This is a genomic window from Bariatricus sp. HCP28S3_A4 (assembly GCF_052066395.1).
Classification (GTDB): Bacteria; Bacillota; Clostridia; order Lachnospirales; family Lachnospiraceae; genus Allocoprococcus.
Genome location: NZ_JBQHSE010000017.1, coordinates 14,012 through 33,361 on the forward strand (window position 1 = coordinate 14,012; position 19,350 = coordinate 33,361).

20 protein-coding genes are annotated in these 19,350 nt (G+C 42.9%); 17 read left to right on the plus strand and 3 right to left on the minus strand.

Annotated elements, in window-relative coordinates:
* Window positions 1-142 precede the first annotated feature (142 nt).
* The 6 genes from ACTNBF_RS09755 (at window position 143) to glgB (ending at window position 5,230) form a co-directional block, all read left to right on the plus strand.
* Window positions 143-970, plus strand: coding sequence for a hypothetical protein (locus ACTNBF_RS09755; protein ID WP_441024429.1), 828 nt, complete (start codon window positions 143-145; stop codon window positions 968-970).
* Window positions 939-1,244 (plus strand): GHKL domain-containing protein, encoded by a 306-nt coding sequence (locus tag ACTNBF_RS09760; RefSeq protein ID WP_441089157.1) that lies wholly within the window; start codon window positions 939-941, stop codon window positions 1,242-1,244. The genes ACTNBF_RS09755 and ACTNBF_RS09760 overlap by 32 nt, the downstream gene beginning before the upstream one ends.
* Window positions 1,245-1,804: 560 nt before the next feature.
* Window positions 1,805-2,026 carry a helix-turn-helix transcriptional regulator gene (locus ACTNBF_RS09765; RefSeq protein ID WP_441024431.1) on the plus strand — a complete coding sequence of 74 codons (222 nt, stop codon included), beginning with the start codon at window positions 1,805-1,807 and terminating at the stop codon, window positions 2,024-2,026.
* Window positions 2,007-2,480: a DUF6773 family protein gene (locus ACTNBF_RS09770; RefSeq protein ID WP_441028066.1), complete on the plus strand. Its 474-nt coding sequence runs from the start codon at window positions 2,007-2,009 to the stop codon at window positions 2,478-2,480. Before ACTNBF_RS09765 ends, ACTNBF_RS09770 begins: the two co-directional genes overlap by 20 nt.
* A gap of 212 nt (window positions 2,481-2,692) precedes the next feature.
* Window positions 2,693-3,322: a DUF4317 family protein gene (locus ACTNBF_RS09775; RefSeq protein WP_427819684.1), complete on the plus strand. Its 630-nt coding sequence runs from the start codon at window positions 2,693-2,695 to the stop codon at window positions 3,320-3,322.
* A 120-nt stretch (window positions 3,323-3,442) separates the two neighbouring features.
* Complete coding sequence (glgB, locus tag ACTNBF_RS09780) at window positions 3,443-5,230, plus strand: 1,4-alpha-glucan branching protein GlgB (protein WP_441028068.1); 1,788 nt, start codon at window positions 3,443-3,445, stop codon at window positions 5,228-5,230.
* Window positions 5,231-5,291: 61 nt separating this feature from the next.
* On the opposite strand, the gene ACTNBF_RS09785 is transcribed toward glgB, so the two are convergent.
* Entirely contained in the window at window positions 5,292-7,094 is a 1,803-nt protein-coding gene (locus ACTNBF_RS09785; RefSeq protein WP_441089158.1) for a glycoside hydrolase family 2 protein, read from the minus strand.
* Between the two features lie 106 nt (window positions 7,095-7,200).
* Window positions 7,201-7,398 carry a hypothetical protein gene (locus tag ACTNBF_RS09790; protein ID WP_427808525.1) on the minus strand — a complete coding sequence of 66 codons (198 nt, stop codon included), beginning with the start codon at window positions 7,396-7,398 and terminating at the stop codon, window positions 7,201-7,203.
* A gap of 134 nt (window positions 7,399-7,532) precedes the next feature.
* On the opposite strand from ACTNBF_RS09790, the gene ACTNBF_RS09795 reads away from it, so the two are divergent.
* Both ACTNBF_RS09795 and ACTNBF_RS09800 read left to right on the plus strand, forming a co-directional pair.
* Window positions 7,533-8,246: a phosphatase gene (locus ACTNBF_RS09795; RefSeq protein WP_427819682.1), complete on the plus strand. Its 714-nt coding sequence runs from the start codon at window positions 7,533-7,535 to the stop codon at window positions 8,244-8,246.
* A gap of 39 nt (window positions 8,247-8,285) precedes the next feature.
* Complete coding sequence (locus ACTNBF_RS09800; RefSeq protein ID WP_441089159.1) at window positions 8,286-8,903, plus strand: DUF1836 domain-containing protein; 618 nt, start codon at window positions 8,286-8,288, stop codon at window positions 8,901-8,903.
* Window positions 8,904-8,944: 41 nt separating this feature from the next.
* On the opposite strand, the gene ACTNBF_RS09805 is transcribed toward ACTNBF_RS09800, so the two are convergent.
* A complete protein-coding gene (locus ACTNBF_RS09805; protein WP_427808531.1) occupies window positions 8,945-9,253 on the minus strand; it encodes a YerC/YecD family TrpR-related protein in 309 nt (102 codons plus the stop codon).
* Between the two features lie 219 nt (window positions 9,254-9,472).
* On the opposite strand from ACTNBF_RS09805, the gene pcrA reads away from it, so the two are divergent.
* The 9 genes from pcrA (at window position 9,473) to ACTNBF_RS09850 (ending at window position 19,288) form a co-directional block, all read left to right on the plus strand.
* Window positions 9,473-11,704 (plus strand): DNA helicase PcrA, encoded by a 2,232-nt coding sequence (gene pcrA / locus ACTNBF_RS09810; RefSeq protein ID WP_441089160.1) that lies wholly within the window; start codon window positions 9,473-9,475, stop codon window positions 11,702-11,704.
* 135 nt (window positions 11,705-11,839) lie between these two features.
* Window positions 11,840-12,088, plus strand: coding sequence for a DUF4366 domain-containing protein (locus ACTNBF_RS09815; RefSeq protein ID WP_427808535.1), 249 nt, complete (start codon window positions 11,840-11,842; stop codon window positions 12,086-12,088).
* 146 nt (window positions 12,089-12,234) lie between these two features.
* Window positions 12,235-13,638, plus strand: a complete 1,404-nt coding sequence (rlmD, locus tag ACTNBF_RS09820; protein WP_441089162.1) for a 23S rRNA (uracil(1939)-C(5))-methyltransferase RlmD — start codon at window positions 12,235-12,237, stop codon at window positions 13,636-13,638.
* Window positions 13,639-14,063: 425 nt separating this feature from the next.
* Window positions 14,064-15,032 carry a ParB/RepB/Spo0J family partition protein gene (locus ACTNBF_RS09825; RefSeq protein ID WP_441089163.1) on the plus strand — a complete coding sequence of 323 codons (969 nt, stop codon included), beginning with the start codon at window positions 14,064-14,066 and terminating at the stop codon, window positions 15,030-15,032.
* 12 nt (window positions 15,033-15,044) lie between these two features.
* Window positions 15,045-15,422: a TnpV protein gene (locus tag ACTNBF_RS09830; RefSeq protein ID WP_441089164.1), complete on the plus strand. Its 378-nt coding sequence runs from the start codon at window positions 15,045-15,047 to the stop codon at window positions 15,420-15,422.
* 15 nt (window positions 15,423-15,437) lie between these two features.
* A complete protein-coding gene (locus ACTNBF_RS09835) occupies window positions 15,438-16,394 on the plus strand; it encodes a ParM/StbA family protein (protein ID WP_441089165.1) in 957 nt (318 codons plus the stop codon).
* A 10-nt stretch (window positions 16,395-16,404) separates the two neighbouring features.
* Window positions 16,405-16,869 carry a hypothetical protein gene (locus ACTNBF_RS09840; protein WP_441089166.1) on the plus strand — a complete coding sequence of 155 codons (465 nt, stop codon included), beginning with the start codon at window positions 16,405-16,407 and terminating at the stop codon, window positions 16,867-16,869.
* 710 nt (window positions 16,870-17,579) lie between these two features.
* On the plus strand, window positions 17,580-17,933 hold the full coding sequence (gene mobC / locus ACTNBF_RS09845; protein WP_441089167.1) for a plasmid mobilization relaxosome protein MobC: 354 nt from the start codon (window positions 17,580-17,582) through the stop codon (window positions 17,931-17,933).
* Window positions 17,933-19,288, plus strand: coding sequence for a relaxase/mobilization nuclease domain-containing protein (locus ACTNBF_RS09850; RefSeq protein ID WP_441089168.1), 1,356 nt, complete (start codon window positions 17,933-17,935; stop codon window positions 19,286-19,288). Before mobC ends, ACTNBF_RS09850 begins: the two co-directional genes overlap by 1 nt.
* The last annotated feature ends 62 nt before the right edge of the window (window positions 19,289-19,350 follow it).

Consider the following 19,350-nt stretch of genomic DNA (forward strand, 5'->3'; position numbering starts at 1 on the left):
TGATTGTATTGTAAACTATTTTGAATTGTGTTAACATTTATAGACATAGGGATGGATCGGAGTGGGTGTGGATTAATTTATTTATGTACGTACGCACCGTAAAATGAAAAATGAGTGTAGATGTGGTCTGCTGACAAAAAACATGGAAAAGAAGTATTACGAAATTCTTTTTATAACTACTTTCATTGTTGGAATCATTAGTTTGATAATGCCTTGGGGACAAAGAACTACAATACCTGTTATTAGCTTCATTCTGATTATTATAGCACTGGGTGAAAAAGAACATAAAATAATAAATTTATGTTTTGCATGTCTTGGATATATGATAGATGTTATTTTTAATCAAATTGTATTATATATTTTGAATAAATTTTTTGGAATAATAGTAGTTGGTAGTTCTTATGTAGTTATATTCGATATTATATATACTGGAATATTTGCTTTACTCATCATTTTGATCAGAAAAATAATGTATAATAAGATAAATATTCTAAAATATATTAATAGCAGTAACAAATTTAATTCGGGGATATTAATAAATTTGATATGTTTTGTTGCTATTTTCGTAGCTAATGTAGTAATGGGACAAACAGTCAATTATAATCAATCCGTACTCTTAATGAATAGCGTTCTTTTTGGTCTCTGTTTTCTAAGTACAAGCATTGTACTGATTTATTTTACAAAGACCATCCGTTCCGAAGAAGAAAAGAAAGCAGACCAGGAACGTTTGAAAATGACGGAAAATTACGTATCCGGTTTGGAACAATTGATTGATGAATCCAGAGAGCTTCGCCATGATTACAAAAACCTGATCGCAACGATCTCCGGTTTCATCGAAGAGGATGACATGCCGCATTTGAAAGAGTATTTTGATACGAATATCCGGGATACCTGGGTGGCTTTAGATAAAAAGGGAAAAGCGTGGCAGTCCTTAAAAGATGTCGAGCCGCCTGCTGGGGCTCCTGATTGACAACGCCATCGAAGCGGCAGAAAAATCTGAAAAGAAATACGTAGATATTCGTATGGCAAATGCAGAAAACGGATATCGGATCATCATAGAGAATACATATGGCACAAAGCCTGAGTTAGCGCATCTCTATGATAAGGGTTATTCGACAAAAGGAGAAAATAGAGGCTATGGAATGTATTATGCACGCGAAATCATTTTGGATAATGAAGATATGGATTATTGTTTTGAGATTCAGGAAAATGTAATCGTGCAAAACATCAATATTGAAATCTAATGGCAGTGTTGCGTATGATTCTATCTGCAATGAGTGCCGGATTTGCCTGTATTATTCAAACTATGGATATTATTGGAACCGTGGTTCCGAAATAATGATGGATTAGACATAAAAGCAGCAGAAGGAAAGAAGCCTTTTGCTGCTTTTATGTCTTGTTGAATTTGAACAGTTTATATTTTTTCAATGTTTTCTATTTCAAGATACTGTCGGTACGCTTTTTATAAGCCACACACCATTTGGCGACAAGATAACTTATGACCGGCGTCAGACATATCCTGTGTTCTGAACTTAAAAATAATCGGAGCACCATGGAGTTTCCCGACTTTTTCCGCAGTGAATTTATCTGAATAAAACACACCTGCCTTTTTGATTATAACATGTTTTGCAAATAATGGTTCTGATTAATTCGAAGAATTCTGAAAACGGTATAGAAGAAAAGGACGTCTGAATGAGAAATAAATTAAATAGTTGTTTATATGCGATTAAAAGTAAAATATATTTGACATATTGTCATATAAGTGATAATCTATGGTTGGAAGGAACAAGGAGGTGAAGAGCAAGTGGCAAAAAACATTGCTATAAAGGTAGCGAGAGCTGAGAAAGATATGACACAAAAAGCCCTGGCTGAAGCGGTCGGAGTTTCGCGGCAGACCATGAATGCCATTGAAAAGGGTGAATACAATCCAACAATAAAACTATGCCGAAAGATTTGCCGTGTATTAAACAAGAGCTTAGATGATTTATTCTGGGAGGATGAGGAAGATGAAGAAAGAGAAGAATAATCTTGACGAGAGACAGGAACTGAAACTTTTGAAAATTGAACACAATGGCTGCTGGTTTGCTTTTTGGGGACTGCTGGCAGCAATGTTGATTCAGATGTTTTTGGGCAATGGCAGTCCGAAAAATCTTGCAGGAGAATGGATCGTATTTATGTGCCTTGCAATTTATCTATCGGCTGCCTGTATGAAAAATGGAATTTGGGACAGAAAATTAAAACCAAATTTTAAAACAAACGTAATTGCCAGTGTAATTGCAGGTACTGCATTAGGTGTCATTTGGTTTGTGATTTCCTATCAAAATTATCATAATTTTATCGGATCTATTATGACCGGTGTTTTTATGTTCGTTTGTACGGGAGGTTTATGTTTGGCTGCATTAGTAGTATCCTCACTGATATACAAAAAAAGAGTTGAAAAACTGGAAAAGGTGGATGAGGATTCTATGTGTGACGAATAGAATATATGATATGAATGGGATGAGCGGTGCTTCGGGAATTAGAATTCGAAGCACCGTTTATTATGTATCCGTTCCCAAAGTCATCTTAATTGACTTAATGCGATGTTGTGTTTATAATAATACTAATTTGAATGTGACTAGGTACCTGTCCCCTGGTCACTCGCAAACCGGAATTGATTTTATAATGACAGGAAAAGGCGGGAGTAGTGAGTATGATTAACAGGGAAGATATGCTGGAACTGACCAGACGTATGACCCCGGCCAGGTCTTCGGTGTCGAGGATTGCAGGGGCGTATTTTGATGAGGAAGGTTATGTTGACGGGACTTTTAATACGCATTTTCTGAAATTGTCGGTACCGGACCGGACAAAGAATCTGAATATGGCGAAGACGATTCTGATTTCCAGGACCAATGACCAAATGAAGGACTACCTAATCCCGGATTCTGCGAGAAAGCCGGGGAGCATCTGGCAGTTATTGGATGGGATTAAAGAGTCCGAACTTAAGAATGATGCATTTCTGGATATTTTGTATGAATTGATTCAAGAGAGAGTTCATCCGGGATATCCGTATGCTTGTTATCTTTATTTCGGACAATATGATGTTCCCGTAAAAGGCAGTGATAAGGAGTGGATGGAAGGATCGGAAGAGGTTTATACATACCTTTTATGCACAATCAGTCCGCTTATCGGCGAGTACGAACCGGGGAAACCGGAATTTGGATTCTTATATCCGGCTTTTCGTGACAGGACAACAGATAACAGATACATCAATATATTTGAAGAACAGAAAGGAAAATATTATGAACTGTATATGACACAGTATGCAGGGTTTGAAACGTAAATGATGGGAAGACTACAATTTCAAGAAATTGTAGTCTTCCGCTTTATTGACGGTTATTTTCTGCATTTTGTATAATAGGCGTAGCTGATATACGATGAGGAGAAAGGGGAACCAGGAGAAATGCAGAAAGAATTCTATACAGGTCATTTGTTTGATGTTTACCGGTATTTTGGAGCACATAAAGAAGGGGATCATTTTATTTTCCGTGTATTTGCACCGGGAGCGAGAGGCGTTACGGTCATGGGAGAATTTAGTAGCTGGCGGGAGATTCCGATGTATCAGGAGAACCAGAGTGGTGTATATATATCGGAGCCGATTGCGGCAAAGTTGGGACAAATGTATAAATATTGCATTTACACGGGAAAGGGCTGGCGGGTAGAGCATGCGGATCCTTATGGATTTCAGATGGAGCTGCGTCCGGCAAACTGTTCGATCCTGACGGAGTTGGATTCCTATCAGTTTCAGGACGAGGAATGGATGCAGTCGCGCACGGTAAGGCACGATGAGGCGTTGAATATTTACGAGCTGCACGCAGGATCCTGGAAAAAGAAAGGGGAAGAAGAGACGGACTGGTATGATTACGAGGAACTGGCGGAGCTTCTTATCCCATATATCAAGGAAAATCATTATACACATCTGGAATTCATGCCTCTTTCTGAGCACCCGTTTGACGGTTCCTGGGGGTATCAGAATACCGGATTTTTTGCGCCGACTTCACGGTATGGGACACCGGATCAGCTGAAAAAGCTGGTTGATAAATGCCATCAGGCAGGAATCGGAGTGATTATGGATTTTGTTCCGGTGCATTTTGCGGTGGATTATTATGGCTTGAAGGAATTCGACGGAACATGTCTGTATGAGTACCCAAATGCTGCAGTAGGAGAAAGTGAGTGGGGAAGCTGTAATTTCATGCATTCCCGGGGAGAGGTGCGCTGTTTCCTGCAGTCGGCGGCGAATTACTGGCTGGAGGAATTTCATTTTGACGGGCTTCGGATGGACGCGGTCAGCCGGTTGATCTACTGGCAGGGAGATGAACGACGCGGTGTGAACGGAACGACGCTGGATTTCCTGAAGACCATGAATCAGGGGCTGAAACAGCGCCATCCGACGGCGATGCTCATCGCAGAGGACTCGACTTCCTACCCGGGGGTGACAAAGCCGGTAGAGAAGGGCGGCCTCGGATTTGACTATAAATGGGATCTGGGATTCATGCATGACACGCTGGAGTATTTCCAGACGGCTCCGGAGTATCGAGCGCGGGATTATCATAAACTGACATTTTCTATGATGTATTTCTATCATGAAAATTATATGCTGGAATTCTGTCATGACGAAGTGGTACACGGGAAAGCGACGATCCTTCAGAAAATGAACGGGGATTACGATGGAAAATTTCCGCAGGCCAGAGCGATGTACATGTATATGATGGTGCATCCGGGTAAGAAACTGAATTTTATGGGAAATGAATTCGGCCAGCTCCGTGAGTGGGATGAGAAGCGGGAGCAGGACTGGGATATGCTGAAGTATCCGAATCATGATGCGCTTCACCGGTATATGATAGAACTGAACCGTATTTACCGGGAAAATGATGCGTTCCATAGGGACTATGATCCTGAGAATTTCCGGTGGGTGGACTGCCATCAGGAGGAGCGGTGCATTTATGCGATGGAACGCGTTGGAACCAAAAGAAAATATATAGCTGTCTTTAATTTTTCGAATGTATTGCAGGAAGCGTATGAATTTAAGGTTGAGGAAGATGCAAAAATCAGAGTGGCATTGCACTCAGACTGGGAAGAATTCGGTGGCAGTACCGCAAAAAAGACATCTCTTGCCCGAAATGAGTACAAAAATGGAAAGGTCATTCTAAATCTTCCGCCGTTTTCCGGAATATTGTTGGAATCAGAATAAAGAAAAAGGGGCACTTCATTTATAAGAGGTGCCCCTGCGTTTAAAATTTTGATATTTCGGTCTAATTCCTGTCCAATTTGCAGACTTTCCGGTCATAGGTGAGAAGACCGTTTACTTCTTCTTCGATGTCAGAAACCTGGGTGTAGATGGCTCCGCAAAGCCCCTTCTCGATCAGCGGATCGATCTCTTCACTCATCAGGCGGTAGAAAGCGCCTCTGAAATCGCTGACGGCCGGAAAAACCTTATACCCGTAAACACCGCGCGTGCTGACATGATCTTTGATCTGACAGGCGTACCCGCCATATTCGGAAATGACGAAAGCGCGTCGTTCCGGATTTACAAACTGTTTATCAAAGTAATTATGCTCACTCTTGAAATCCCCCTGTCCGCGGTCGAACCATCCGCTGGCGGAGTCGATCAGTCGGTCAGAATCCAGTTCCCGCAATAGCCGTGTGAGCTTCTTGGAGTCAAATTGTCCCCAGCCTTCATTGAAGATGACCCAGGTGCTGATACACGGGAAACAGCCAAGTGCCTGGACTGTATCGCGGCATTCCTGAATGAATTCTTCTCTGCCCCGGATACTCCTGCGGCCAAGAGGAAGGTGCAGCTTGTCACTCATACGTACCTTGAATTTCGGGAACAGAGCCGGGATCCAGGTCATAATGGGGGCATGATAGGCGCCGCCATTTACCATGTCCTGCCATACGATCATACCGAGGCGGTCACAGTGATAGTACCACCTGGCGGTCTCAATCTTCACATGCTTGCGCAGCATATTGAATCCAAGTTCTTTCATCTTGGTAATGTCATAGATCAGAGCATCGTCGGAAGGGGCGGTATAGAGTCCGTCCGGCCAGTAGCCCTGATCCAGGATTCCATTCAGAAAGAAGGGCTTGTGATTCAGGCAGAAACGGGAGATCCCTTTTGAATCCTTTTCAATAGTATAGGTGCGCATGGCGAAATATCCGGTCACCTCATCCTTGCCGGCACGGACACGCAGGCGGTACAGATAAGGATGATCCGGAGTCCACGGCTCCATCTGGTCCACATCGCAGTAGCAGGAATATTCACAAAGAGAATCGGAATAATTGGTGCAGATTCCTTTGGAAATGATGTTGCCGTCGGCATCAAGAACATGGCAGACGACCGCATCCTGATCACGGCATGCCGGTACCGGACGGTTCAATTTTAAAGAGACATGCACCGTTTCCTTGTCATACTGAGGAGTCAGATGCAGTTCCGTGATATAGATATCCGGAACCCATTCCGCCCAGACTGCCTGCCAGATGCCGCTTTGGGCTGTATAGAACATTCCGCCGCGTTTCAGCTTCTGTTTGCCGGTGCTGTGGAAGGAGCGGTCCGACTGGTCTCTGACAGATACTGACAGAATGTTGGAACGTTCGGTCAGTGCGTCGGTGATATCTACGGAAAACGGAAGATAACCTCCGGTGTGTTCGATGACGGTCCGGCCGTTGATCCGGACACTGGCCTGCTGGTCCACGGCACCAAAATGAAGAATACATCTCTTGCCGTATGGCGGAAGAATCTCATCGGGGAGTGTCCGTTCGCAGATCAGAGTATCATCCGGGAAAATCTGCTGCTGCACGCCCGACAGAGGAGCTTCCGGTGAAAAAGGAACCAGAATCTTCCCTGAAATAGGAGCATGGCGTTTCTTTTTGGAAATGATGGTATAATCCCAGTAACCGTTCAGAATCATAAAATGTTCGCGTACCATCTGGGGGCGCGGATACTCTTCCAGAACGTGCTCGGGATCCAGCGACTCGCCCCACGTTGTTGTAAGGGGAAGAAGACGCCTTTTGTGATTGAAAAAATGTGCACTTTTGAGAGCAGATAAAAGATCCATATCAATTCCTCTCTTTTGTAAATTCTTGTGCAGGAGTAGTCTGCACAATTCGCTTTTTATTAGTATACCATAGACCGGCAGACGCTTCTGCAATTTTATAGAATTTTTACAATTCCCGCTCATCTTTTTTGACCGGAACTTTGGGAGGCTGGTAGTGATAAACATCCTCATAGGAATCCAGCTCCGCACGGGATATGGGGAGAGAGGGAATCAGTCCTGTACAATCCTGGGAGGAGGCTGCATTGGCAAGATAATCATAGGAATCAATGATACGATTGTTTTGCTGTTTTTCTTTTTTGTTCATGAAAATAACCTTCCTTTTTTTATGATATTTTCTGCATCAGGGGAAAAACTATGTAAAATTCATTGTAAAAACTTTATAAAGAGTTTATGATAATGTAAGGAAACAAGTTATAAAAGAGGAGTAAATAGCGAAAAATGAAGATTGTTTTAGATACACATGCACATACATTGGCAAGTGGACATGCATATAATACGATAAGAGAAATGGCAAAGGCGGCTGCGGATAAAGGACTGGAGGCGATCGCACTGACGGATCATGCGCCGGACATGCCCGGAAGCTGCCATTTGTTCTATTTTCAGAATCTGCGTGTCGTTCCAAGAAATCAATGCGGCGTAAAGCTCTTCCTTGGAACGGAAGCCAATATACTGGATGAGAACGGAAGTGTGGATCTCCCGGATTCGGTTCTTGCGGAAATGGATCTGGTCATTGCCAGTATTCATCCGCCGTGCTATAAAGGGGCAAAGACGAAAAAGGATATTACAAACGCATATCTTGCAGCAATGGAGAACCCGCATATCGATATTATCGGGCATCCGGATGATGGTAGATTTATGGTAGATTATGAAGCAATCGTAAAGAAGGCGAAAGAGACGCACACGCTTCTGGAACTGAATAACAGTTCCCTCCGTCCGGGAGGATTCCGTGTGAATACCAGGGAAAATGATCTGGAAATGCTGCGTCTCTGTAAAAAATATGAGGTGCCGATCTCCATTGGAAGCGACGCCCACGTGGATGTGGATCTGGCAGGATTTGATCTGGCGATGGAAGTTTTGAAAGAATGCGAATTCCCAGAAGAACTGGTGGTAAATACATCCCTTGAGAGGCTGGAAAAAATACTTGCCATCTAGTTTTCATTACTATATAATGAATATATTGAGGTGAGAAATATGACAATTGACACGGAAGATTTACTGAACAGTATTATGGAGAGTATCGGAAGGATCGATTATATCAAACCTGCTGATATCCCGAATATTGATCTCTATATGGATCAGGTAACGACCTTCATGGAGGAACAGCTTAAGACGACGAAGCGGTATCCGGATGACAAGATCCTGACGAAGACAATGATCAATAATTATGCGAAAAATGACCTCCTTCCTCCGCCGGTGAAGAAGAAATACACCAAGGAACATCTGCTGGTATTGATCTTTATTTATTATTTTAAGAGTATTTTATCCATCAAGGATATCGTAACTCTGCTCGAACCCATGATCAGCCGATATTTCGGCTCGGAATCCGAGTTGGATATGGAGCGCGTTTATGATGAAATCTGTCAGATGGAGAAGGGCAGGGTCGGACAGACGCAGGAAAGTGTCGGCGAGCTGTACAAGATCGCTGAAGATTCTTTCAAAGATGCACCGGAAGAAGAAAGGGAGTATCTCCAGATGTTCGCCTTTATCTGTAATCTGAGTTTTGACGTATATATTAAAAAGCAGCTGATTGAAAAGCTCATTGACGGATTTCCGGAACATGAAGAAAATAAGAAAAAGTATAAAAAATAAGAACAGGACGCTTTCCCCAGGCGTCCTGTTCCTTCTCTCTTTTATTCTTCAGTTGCCTCCGGGTCCTTGCTAAGGCGGGCGAAAACCATGTCATATCCGTCATTTCCATAATTCAGTGAACGGTTTACACGGCTGATCGTCGCTGTAGAAGCTCCTGTCTTTTCTGCGATTTCCAGATAAGTCTTCTGTTCTCTCAGCATCTTCGCTACTTCGAAGCGCTGTGAGAGTGATAACAGTTCATTTACCGTGCAGACATCTTCAAAAAAAGTATAACATTCTTCGCGGTTTTTCAGACTTAAAACAGCATCAAATAAAAAATCAACAGCTTCAGTTCTAATTTTCCGGCTCATGATGATCCCTCCGTATCTTTATTGACCATACCATTTTAACACAGTAAATTTTTAAAGTCTATAAATATTTTCTTAAGTTCCATTTGTATGTAGGGATTCTTGAAAAAACAAGAGACAATTGAAGGATTTTATATTATAATAAAAAGTACGTCTGCGAAGGCAGAGATTAGACGGGAAAAGACAGGCTGTGACAAGCGGCTGCAGAAAAGGATGTAGAATATGAGTATTTATGATTCATTAAACGAACAGCAGAAAGAGGCTGTTTGCCATACAGAAGGACCGCTTCTGATCCTTGCGGGAGCAGGTTCGGGAAAAACGAGAGTGCTGACACATCGAATCGCATATCTCATTGAAGAAAAAGGAGTGAATCCCTGGAATATACTGGCGATTACATTTACCAACAAAGCGGCAGGAGAAATGCGGGAGCGAGTGGATTCCATCGTAGGATTCGGGGCAGAGAGCATCTGGGTGAGCACCTTTCATTCCATGTGCGTCCGGATTCTGAGAAGATACATTGAGCGTCTGGGATATGATACCAACTTTACGATCTATGACGCAGATGATCAGAAGACTCTGATGAAAGATGTGTGTAAATATTTGAAGATCGACACCAAGATGCTGAAAGAAAGAACCATTCTCGGGGCAATCTCATCGGCAAAGGATGAGATGGTCACACCGGAGGAATTTGCACTGAGGGCAGAGGGCGATTATATGCAGAAGAAGATCGCGCAGGCTTACACCGAGTATGAGAAACAGCTGCGGGCAAACAATGCGCTGGATTTTGATGATCTGCTGCTAAAGACGGTTCAGCTTTTCCAGACACAGCCGGATGTTCTTGAGAGCTATCAGGAACGATTCCGCTATATTATGGTGGATGAGTATCAGGATACCAATACAGTACAGTTCATGCTTGTGAGTATCCTTGCGGGGAAATACAAGAATCTCTGTGTAGTCGGAGACGATGATCAGTCCATTTACAAATTCCGTGGGGCAAATATTAAGAATATTCTGAATTTCGAACAGGTATTTCCGAATACGAAGGTCATCAAGCTGGAACAGAACTATCGATCCACGACGACGATCCTGGATGCGGCAAATGCAGTGATCCGCAACAACAAAGGACGTAAGGCGAAGGCGCTCTGGACCCAGAACGGTCTGGGAACGCCGATTCAGTTCCGCCAGTTTGATACGGCATTTGATGAGGCGGAATACATAGTAAACAATATAAAAAATGAAGTAAATTCAGGAAAACGAAGCTATCATGACTTTGCGGTTCTCTATCGTACCAATGCCCAGTCCCGTATGTTTGAAGAAAAGCTGGTTGTATCCAATGTGCCCTATCGGATTGTGGGCGGCATCAATTTCTATGCCAGACGGGAGATCAAGGATCTTCTTGCATATCTGAAAACCATTGATAACGGAAGAGATGACCTGGCTGTGCGGAGGATCATTAATGTGCCGAAGAGGGGAATCGGCCTGACCACGATCAACCGCGTGCAGGAGTATGCCGCAGAGCGTGAGATCGGCTTTTATGATGCGCTGGTTGGCGCACACAGTATTCCGGCGATTGGGCGAAGCGCAGGGAAGCTGGAATCCTTTGTGGCGCTGATCGAACAGCTGAAAGCCGAAAGCGCAAACATGAGCATTTCCAAGCTTATGGATGAGATCATCGAGCTGACCGGGTACGTGGAAGAACTGCAGGCTGATACTGATGAAGAGGCACAAAGTCGTATTGAAAATATCGAAGAATTCAAGAATAAAATCATAGCATACGAGGAATTATGTGAAGCAGAGGGAACGAAAGTTACTTTGTCCGGATTTCTCGAAGAAGTCGCACTGGTAGCCGATATTGACAGTCTTGACGAGGATACCGATTACGTGGTTCTTATGACCCTGCATAGTGCGAAAGGATTGGAATTTCCGCATGTCTATCTGGCAGGCATGGAGGATGGACTTTTCCCAAGTTATATGTCTGTTACCTCGGATGATCCGTCCGATATCGAAGAAGAAAGAAGACTCTGTTATGTGGGAATCACCCGGGCGAAGGAAGAACTGACCCTCACCTGCGCAAGACGGCGGATGGTCCGGGGCGAGACACAATATAACAGGATGTCCCGTTTTATGCAGGAAATCCCACCGGAACTTTTATCTACCGGAGAAATCTTCCACAAAGAAGAGAAAAAGGCAGAAGAGGCAAAGCGGACAGCATATCAGCAGGCTGTGATGAATTTCCACAAGAATGCCTATGCCGCACCGAAACAGTTCCAGGTCAAGAAGAGTGAGGGACTTTCTTACGGTGTAGGAGACAGGGTGCGTCATATGAAATTCGGTGAAGGAACGGTGACACAGATCACCGAAGGCGGACGTGATTACGAGGTGACGGTTCAGTTCGATACGGCCGGTGTAAAGAAGATGTTTGCTATGTTTGCAAAACTGGAAAAAGTCGAATAGAACGATAAAGAATTTCTAAAAATGATATAATTTGGTAGAAATTTAGTAACGGGAATGATATAATAATTTCATATTGATGAGCGTATGATACTCAGTGTAAGAACTCTGAGTGAATGGCAGAAAGGATGTGAAGGCATGAGCAGAATAGAAGAAATGCTTGCTACAACAAAATTGAATGACTTAATCCACAAGAAAGAGGAAGAGGATAAGGCTCAGAAGACGATTCTCTGGGTTCTGGCTATTGTAGGAGCAGTCGCAGCAGTTGCAGCAATCGCATATGCAGTATATTGTTTCTTTACTCCGGATTATCTTGAAGATTTCGATGAAGATTTCGACGATGACTTCGATGAAGATTTCTTCAGTGACGAGGATGAAGTACAGTAAGTTGAAAAGAGTAAAGCGAGGCAGGAATTGAGAGAAAGGTTCCTGTCTTGTTTTTTGCCATGCCTGAGCTTTGCTTATGCCAAGAAATTTGCATTGTTGATTAGAACAAGTATATTAGAATAGAATAGTATTTTTAGAGGTGTACGATGAAAAAAGGACAGATTCTGGAAGGAATGATTGAAAAAGTAGAATTTCCAAATAAAGGGATTGCAAGAATAGATGGGGAAGAGAAAAACGTGATTGTTAAAAACACATTGCCAGGGCAGAAGGTGAGCTTTGCAGTGAATAAAATCCGCAAAGGGCAGGCAGAAGGAAGACTCCTTCAGGTACTGGAACCGTCCCCGATTGAGATAGAACCGATGTGCCCACATTTCTGCCAGATGCCATCTGCAGAAGGAGACGATTTTCAAAAAGGCTGCGGAGGCTGCACGTATCAGAATCTCCCCTACGAAGAACAGATCCGCTTAAAAGCGACACAGATTAAAAACATGATGGATTCAGCGGTAAATGGAGACTATATCTGGGAAGGCGTCGCAGAAAGCCCGGTGCGGGAAGCATACCGGAACAAGATGGAATTCTCCTTCGGAGATGAGTACAAAGACGGTCCGCTTGCACTTGGAATGCATAAACGGGGAAGCTTTCATGACATTGTCCCTGTGACCGGATGCCGGATCGTAGATGAAGATTACCGGAAAATCCTTGCCGCCGTGCTGGAATTTGCCGCAGGGACAGGCCTTCCATACTACCACCGCATGCGTCATGTAGGATTCTATCGCCACCTACTGGTCAGAAAAGCGGTAAAGACAGGGGAAATCCTGATCGATCTTGTGACAACGACAGAGTATGAACTGGATAAAAGGGGACTGGTGAATTGCCTGACAGCCCTTGAACTGGACGGGACGATAGCCGGAATTCTTCATACGAAAAATGACAGCCTGGCGGATGTCGTGAAAGATGAAGGAACGGAAATATTGTATGGGCAGGATTATTTTTACGAAGAACTCCTGGGACTTAAGTTCAAGATCACACCATTTTCCTTCTTCCAGACCAACTCCCTGGGAGCGGAAGTGCTGTATGAAAAGGTAAGAGATTATATCGGTGAGACGAAAGATAAGGTGATTTTCGACCTCTACAGCGGAACCGGCACCATTGCCCAGATCCTTGCGCCGGTTGCAAAAAAAGTTGTTGGTGTGGAGATCGTGGAAGAAGCAGTGGAAGCGGCAAAGGAAAATGCGAAAATGAACGGGCTCGATAACTGTACCTTCTGGGCAGGCGATGTGCTGAAGGTGATCGATGACCTCGGGGAAGTGCCGGATCTGATCGTGCTGGATCCGCCCAGAGACGGCGTGCACCCGAAGGCGCTGGAGAAGATCATTGATTTTGGCGTGGAGAAGATGGTTTATATCGCATGTAAGCCGACCAGTGTGGCGAGAGATCTGGAAATGCTGCAGGGGAGAGGGTATCAGGTGGAACGGATTGGGTGCGTGGATTTATTCCCGGGAACGGTTCATGTGGAAGTCGTCACATGTCTACAAAGGGTGAATTCGTAGAAATCCTTGAATTTACGCACTTTTCGAGGGTTTTCAAGTTCAATAAGACTTCGGAAATCGGACGAAAAAAAGAGATTTTTAACGAAATAAAAGTCTCGGTAGTTATGGAACTGGTATGAGTGGACACAAAAATGTACACGTAACAAATGAGCCATGCAAGGACTGAGCATGATACACGTTGGGAGCTTGCTCGCATAAGTGTATCAATGTGAAAGGACTTATAGGGCGAATGCTCGTGACCGAGATGAAGCGTAGCGGAATCGAGGTACATGGCGAATACCATTATTATCAACAATCAAATATTGAAACAAAGCGATAGACCGCTTGTTTTCTACATTTTTTGTGGAGAGCAGGTGGTCTTTTTGTTTGGAGTAAACTGCCAGCTTTCCTGTGATACCTCTGAAAAAGTTATGAGGAGGCAGAAAATGGAGAGAACAAATGAAATATGTTCCTTTGGGACAGACGAGTATGGTTTACAAACGGGAATCGTCAAAATCAGTGAATTGCACGAATTTAAAGGACATCCCTTTAAGGTGGAAAATGATATTCAGTTGTTTGAACTGATGCGGAGCATTGAAGATAAAGGCGTGTTAGTTCCTTTGATTGTAAGAAGCAATCCCTATGGCGAGGGTTATGAAATCATTGCCGGACACAGAAGAAAGGCAGCGTGTGCGTGGGCAGGAATTGAGGAAGTGCCTGTAATTATTCGAGAGCTGGATGATGCAGATGCAGTGATAGCGATGATTGATAGCAATTTACAACGAGCGCATATCAAACCCAGTGAAAAAGCTTATGCCTATAAGATGAAGCTGGAGGCAATGAAATCACAGGGTAAACGAAATGATCTGTTTGTGTCCCAAGTTGGGACAAAGTTGGAAAAGGAGCAGACGAAAGAGGGAAAGACAATTCTTCGGGCAGATGACAGACTGGCAAAGGAAGTCGGAGAAAGCCGAAATCAGATAGCGAGATATATCCGTCTTACGAATCTTGTTCCGAAGATTTTGGATATGGTAGACGAAGGAAAGATTGCATTTACCATTGGAGTGGAACTTTCCTATCTGACGGAAGAAGAACAGTATGAACTTCATGCTGTGATGGATTTGGAACAGTGTACACCATCCTTATCACAGGCAAATCGAATGAAGCGTATGAGTCAAGCAGGAACTTTGGATATGGATGAAATGTATTCAATTTTGGAGCAGGAGAAACCAAATCAGAGAGAGCAGATCAAGATTCGTGCTGATACTTTAGCAGATTATTTTCCAAAGGATTTTACACCAAAACAGAAAGTAGAGTTGATTGAATCATTAGTAAAAGAGTGGCACGCAAAGCAGATGGTGCAAACAAAACCATCGGTGCAACAGAAATTAAAGAAAACAGGGCGAGAACGATAGGAGGAATGGACGATGAAGAAAGAATTATCAATTTTTGAACAGATGGGTGGAACTTATACAGAAATAGACGGGATTTTTTATCCGAATCTGATACTGAAGCCGGAAAAGAATGTTTTTGTAGGGAAGTACGGGACTATCTGGATGAGTTATCTGGAGGAAAATTATCCAATGCGATATGTAGAACTGCATTCCGCTGGAGAATTAAGACAAAAGGCAGCAGAAGTGAATGAGGAAGCCATGAGTGTACTGAATACGATGGTGCAGGCGTATTTAAAGAAGCACAAACCAAAGAATCCGAATTCCACAATGGAGATGTGGAGATTAAGGGAACAGGCAAGAGCCATAGCAGAAGAATTTATTTTAGAAGATATTGTTTGTAGATTTCATTAAGGAGGAGATGTGAGTATGACAGAAAAATTAAGAGATTATAGTGTAAATGGTGCAATGATCATTGGCGTAGACAATGGTTATGGGAATATGAAAACAGCCAGAAGATGCTTTAAAACAGCGTTGGTAAAATATGATTCTGAACCAGTTCTTAGCAGAGACTATCTGGAGTATGATGGTAAATTTTATGTGATCGGCGAGGGACACAAGGGCTTTGTGGCTGATAAGCAGTCGGATGAAGATAATTATATTTTGACATTGGCTGCGATCACAAAGGAACTGGAAGCGAGAGGTTTTAAGCAGGCAGTCAATACAGCAAGAGTTCATCTTGCTGTCGGACTTCCGCTGAAATGGGTGCAGACACAGCGAGAAACGTTTCGTCAGTATCTGATGAAAAATCGTATGGTGGAGGTCAGATACAAAGGCAGATTATATCGTTTGGAATTTGTTGGATGTACAGTTATGCCACAGTGTTATTCTGCGGTAGCAGAAAATCTGAAAGACTTTAAAGGGATTACCCTTCTTGCAGACATTGGAAACGGCACAATGAACCTGATGTATCTGAATAACGGCAGACCGATGGAGAGTAAAGCATGGACAGAAAAACTGGGCGTGTTCCAGTGCTATCAGAAGATTCATAATCTGGTGCAGGACAATACAGGGGAATGCCTGATGGCAGAAGTGATTGAATCATTTCTCCGTACTGGAGAAACGGACTTGCCGGAAAAATATGCTGAGCTTATGAAACAGGCAACCATTGCATATACGGAAGAAATCATGCAGAAGCTGAAAGACCATGAATTTAATGCAGAACTGATGAGAGTATATTTTATGGGTGGTGGTGCAAGGCTTGTAGAACAGTTTGGGAAATATAATCCAGAAAGAACTGTTTTCAATCACGATATTCGGGCAAACGCAAAAGGATATGAGTATTACTGTTATATGCTGCTCCGTCATCAGAATCAGAGAAAGTAGGTGATGACAGATGGAAAAAAGACAGAGGAATCATAATATCCGCTTCAATCTGGAAAATGAAGAAGCAAGAAAGGCTTGGGAGAATCTCCATTCCAAAGAAGTGGAAACGGATTTTAAGTCCTTAAATGCCTTTGTGATCACTGCAATCAATGACTACTATGAGAGACACTTGCAGATCAAGGCAGATTCTTATTTCGAGACAAGAGAAAAAGAAGATGCCTTCGCAAAACGAATGGTGCAGATGGTAGAGCAAAAGGTACTTGCGAATCTTCCGGCACTTGCTGGAATGTACCAGATGCAACAGAGTATGCTGATGGCAGGACTGATAGGAACTGGGCAAGGAGTGGGAAATATTTACCCACAACCGATGAGTGTAGTTCCTACAGCACCTGTCAAAGCAGAACAACCATCCACAAAAAGTGACAGCAACGAACCCGAAGAGAATGAATTTCTGGATTATTCCTTCGGTGTGTAGTGGATACACTTTTAGGTGGAACGGTTGCCAAAAGACCGAAAATATCAGCCCACCCTTGCGAATGGGCTGATGTTGTTCGGTCGGGGGTTCTTAGGGGGCGAAGCCCCATAAGCAGGTAGAACCAGAGGCGTACGACAATGAGGAGAAGAAAATAGAAGTGTCACGTAAGTGGCAGTTCCATTTTTTTTGACGATTTGGCAAGCCAGAGGTACTACCTGCCTATATCATCCCCACCACATCGGGAACATCCGATACGTTTCTTCAGCTGGAAAACGATGTGGGAAATATGTTTTGAGCGTGGAGCGAAAAGCATATTTCGTCTGTCTGGAGAAGTTTTATTGACAGACAGATATAAGGGGGATGATGTGCATTGCTTACGGAGGACGGCTCTGATAGGAAGATGGAACATCTTCCCAAATGGCTACGGAGAAATATCAGAATGTTAAAAAATGGATATGGATTGGAACGGATGGGATAAGGATAGGTTGCATATATCTTTGGAAATACAGCACTTTTGCAGTATGACTGGATAGATTTGCAACTGCTTCGATTGTTATTACTTCTATTCCACCAGTCATATAGTCATTTTTGATAGAAAATGTAGCCGAGATAATACAACTGAATAAAACAGAAAAAGGGAAAGAGAAAGTCATACAGTTCTAAAACAGGGTTGTGTGGCTTTTTTGCATTTATGGGAGGAGATGAATTATATGGGATTTCGAGCAAAAGATGAAATTATTTATTCCCGTGTGTATGGGAAAACGAAGCAAGAGTTTGACCGACAGATGGCGGATAGCGGATATAAAAATTCTTCCGATTTTATGGAATATCTTCTGCGTGTCAATAAAGGAAAACAGATAGACGGAGTAACATTAAAGGAATTTACAGATGTGATGAAAGAGGTGGCTCATGAGCTGAAAAAGCAAGGGGTGAACATCAACCAGATGGCAAGGTACATCAACCAATATCCAGACCTTGCTACAGCAACATCTTTTCGCTTTTATGAACGGGCATACAAGAATCTGGAAGATAAGGTATTAGAATTATTGGAGAGGGTAGCATAATGGCAGAGGTATTTGGAAATGTAAATGTGAAATATAATCCTTGTAAATCCATCGCACAGTTAAAGAGTGCTGCGGATTATATTTTGGGAAAAAGAAAAGAGCAGATTGCAGAAGGGATTGAGAAAACAAGACCAGAACTTTATAACGCATTTGGATGTAATCGGGACAATTTTGCAAATAGTCTGCTTATGACCAGAAAAATGCATCAGAAAAAGTATTCCAGATACAAGCCGAAGGAGATTCTGGCACAGAAGTTGTCCATTTCCTTTCATCCTGATGATAACGATAAACTGACTTATGATGAAGCAAATAAAATGGCAGAGCAATTTGCAAGGGAGTTCTTCTGGAGCAAGGGATATGAGGTACTATTTGCGGTGCATACGGATACAGACCATATTCACGCCCACTTTCTTGTGAGTAACTGCAATCAGAAGGATGGTTCTTCTTTCCGCAGAGGACCGAAGGAACTGGTGGAAATGTCAAAGTATTTTGGGAATCAATGTCAGGAAAGAGGACTTGTCAATTCCATTCGTGATTCTTATTACAGTAAAGAGAAAGAGAGGGAAGAAATCACGTTTGCAGAACATCAGATGAAGAAGCGTGAAAAGTTGTCATTTAAGGATGAAATCAAAACCTATATCCGTCTTGCAATGAATGATAGCCAGACAAAGACCGTACAGGACGTTGTGGATATGCTCAAGGATGTTTATGGAATGGATATCCGATGGAAAGGAAAGACCATTAGCTATGCTCTGCCCTATAATCTGAATAAAGGTGGCAGGACAAAAGCTGTGCGTGGAAGTAAGCTTGGTAAACGGTTTACCGTAGAGGGAATGGAACAGTATCTACAGGAAAAGGCACGCAAAAATCTGGAGTATCAGCGAACAGACTGGGAAATCGAAGAATCAAAGCTGCGAGTAGATGACTATTTTGATTGGGAAGAACAGCCTACAGAGGATAAATCTGTTTATCAAGGTTTTGATGAATTTCTGGAGAAAGAGAATATTCCAGAAAATGATACAGACGTGTTCTATGGCGGTGCATTTCAGGAGTTTCATAAACAGTGGCAAGGGATTGAGGAAAAGTCAATGCCAGAAGAACCTGTTGATTACACGAAGTTTTCTATGAAAGAACGAGCAGAGCTTCTTCCACCACCTACAGATAATACGATGGAGGAATTTGAGCAGTATAAAGTTCGTATGGGGTACAATCAGGAGAAGTTGAAATCTGTTCGATACCGCATGAGTGTGTACGATGATTTCTTAAGGGAATATGATTATCGTAAGAAAATCAAAGGTATGGACAGAGTGCAGCCAAAACCTGCGAAAAAGAAACAAAGAGATTATAGCAGATAGCCAATATTTACCAGCCAAGCAATGAAGTCATATTTTATATGATTTTGTTGTTTGGCTTTTTT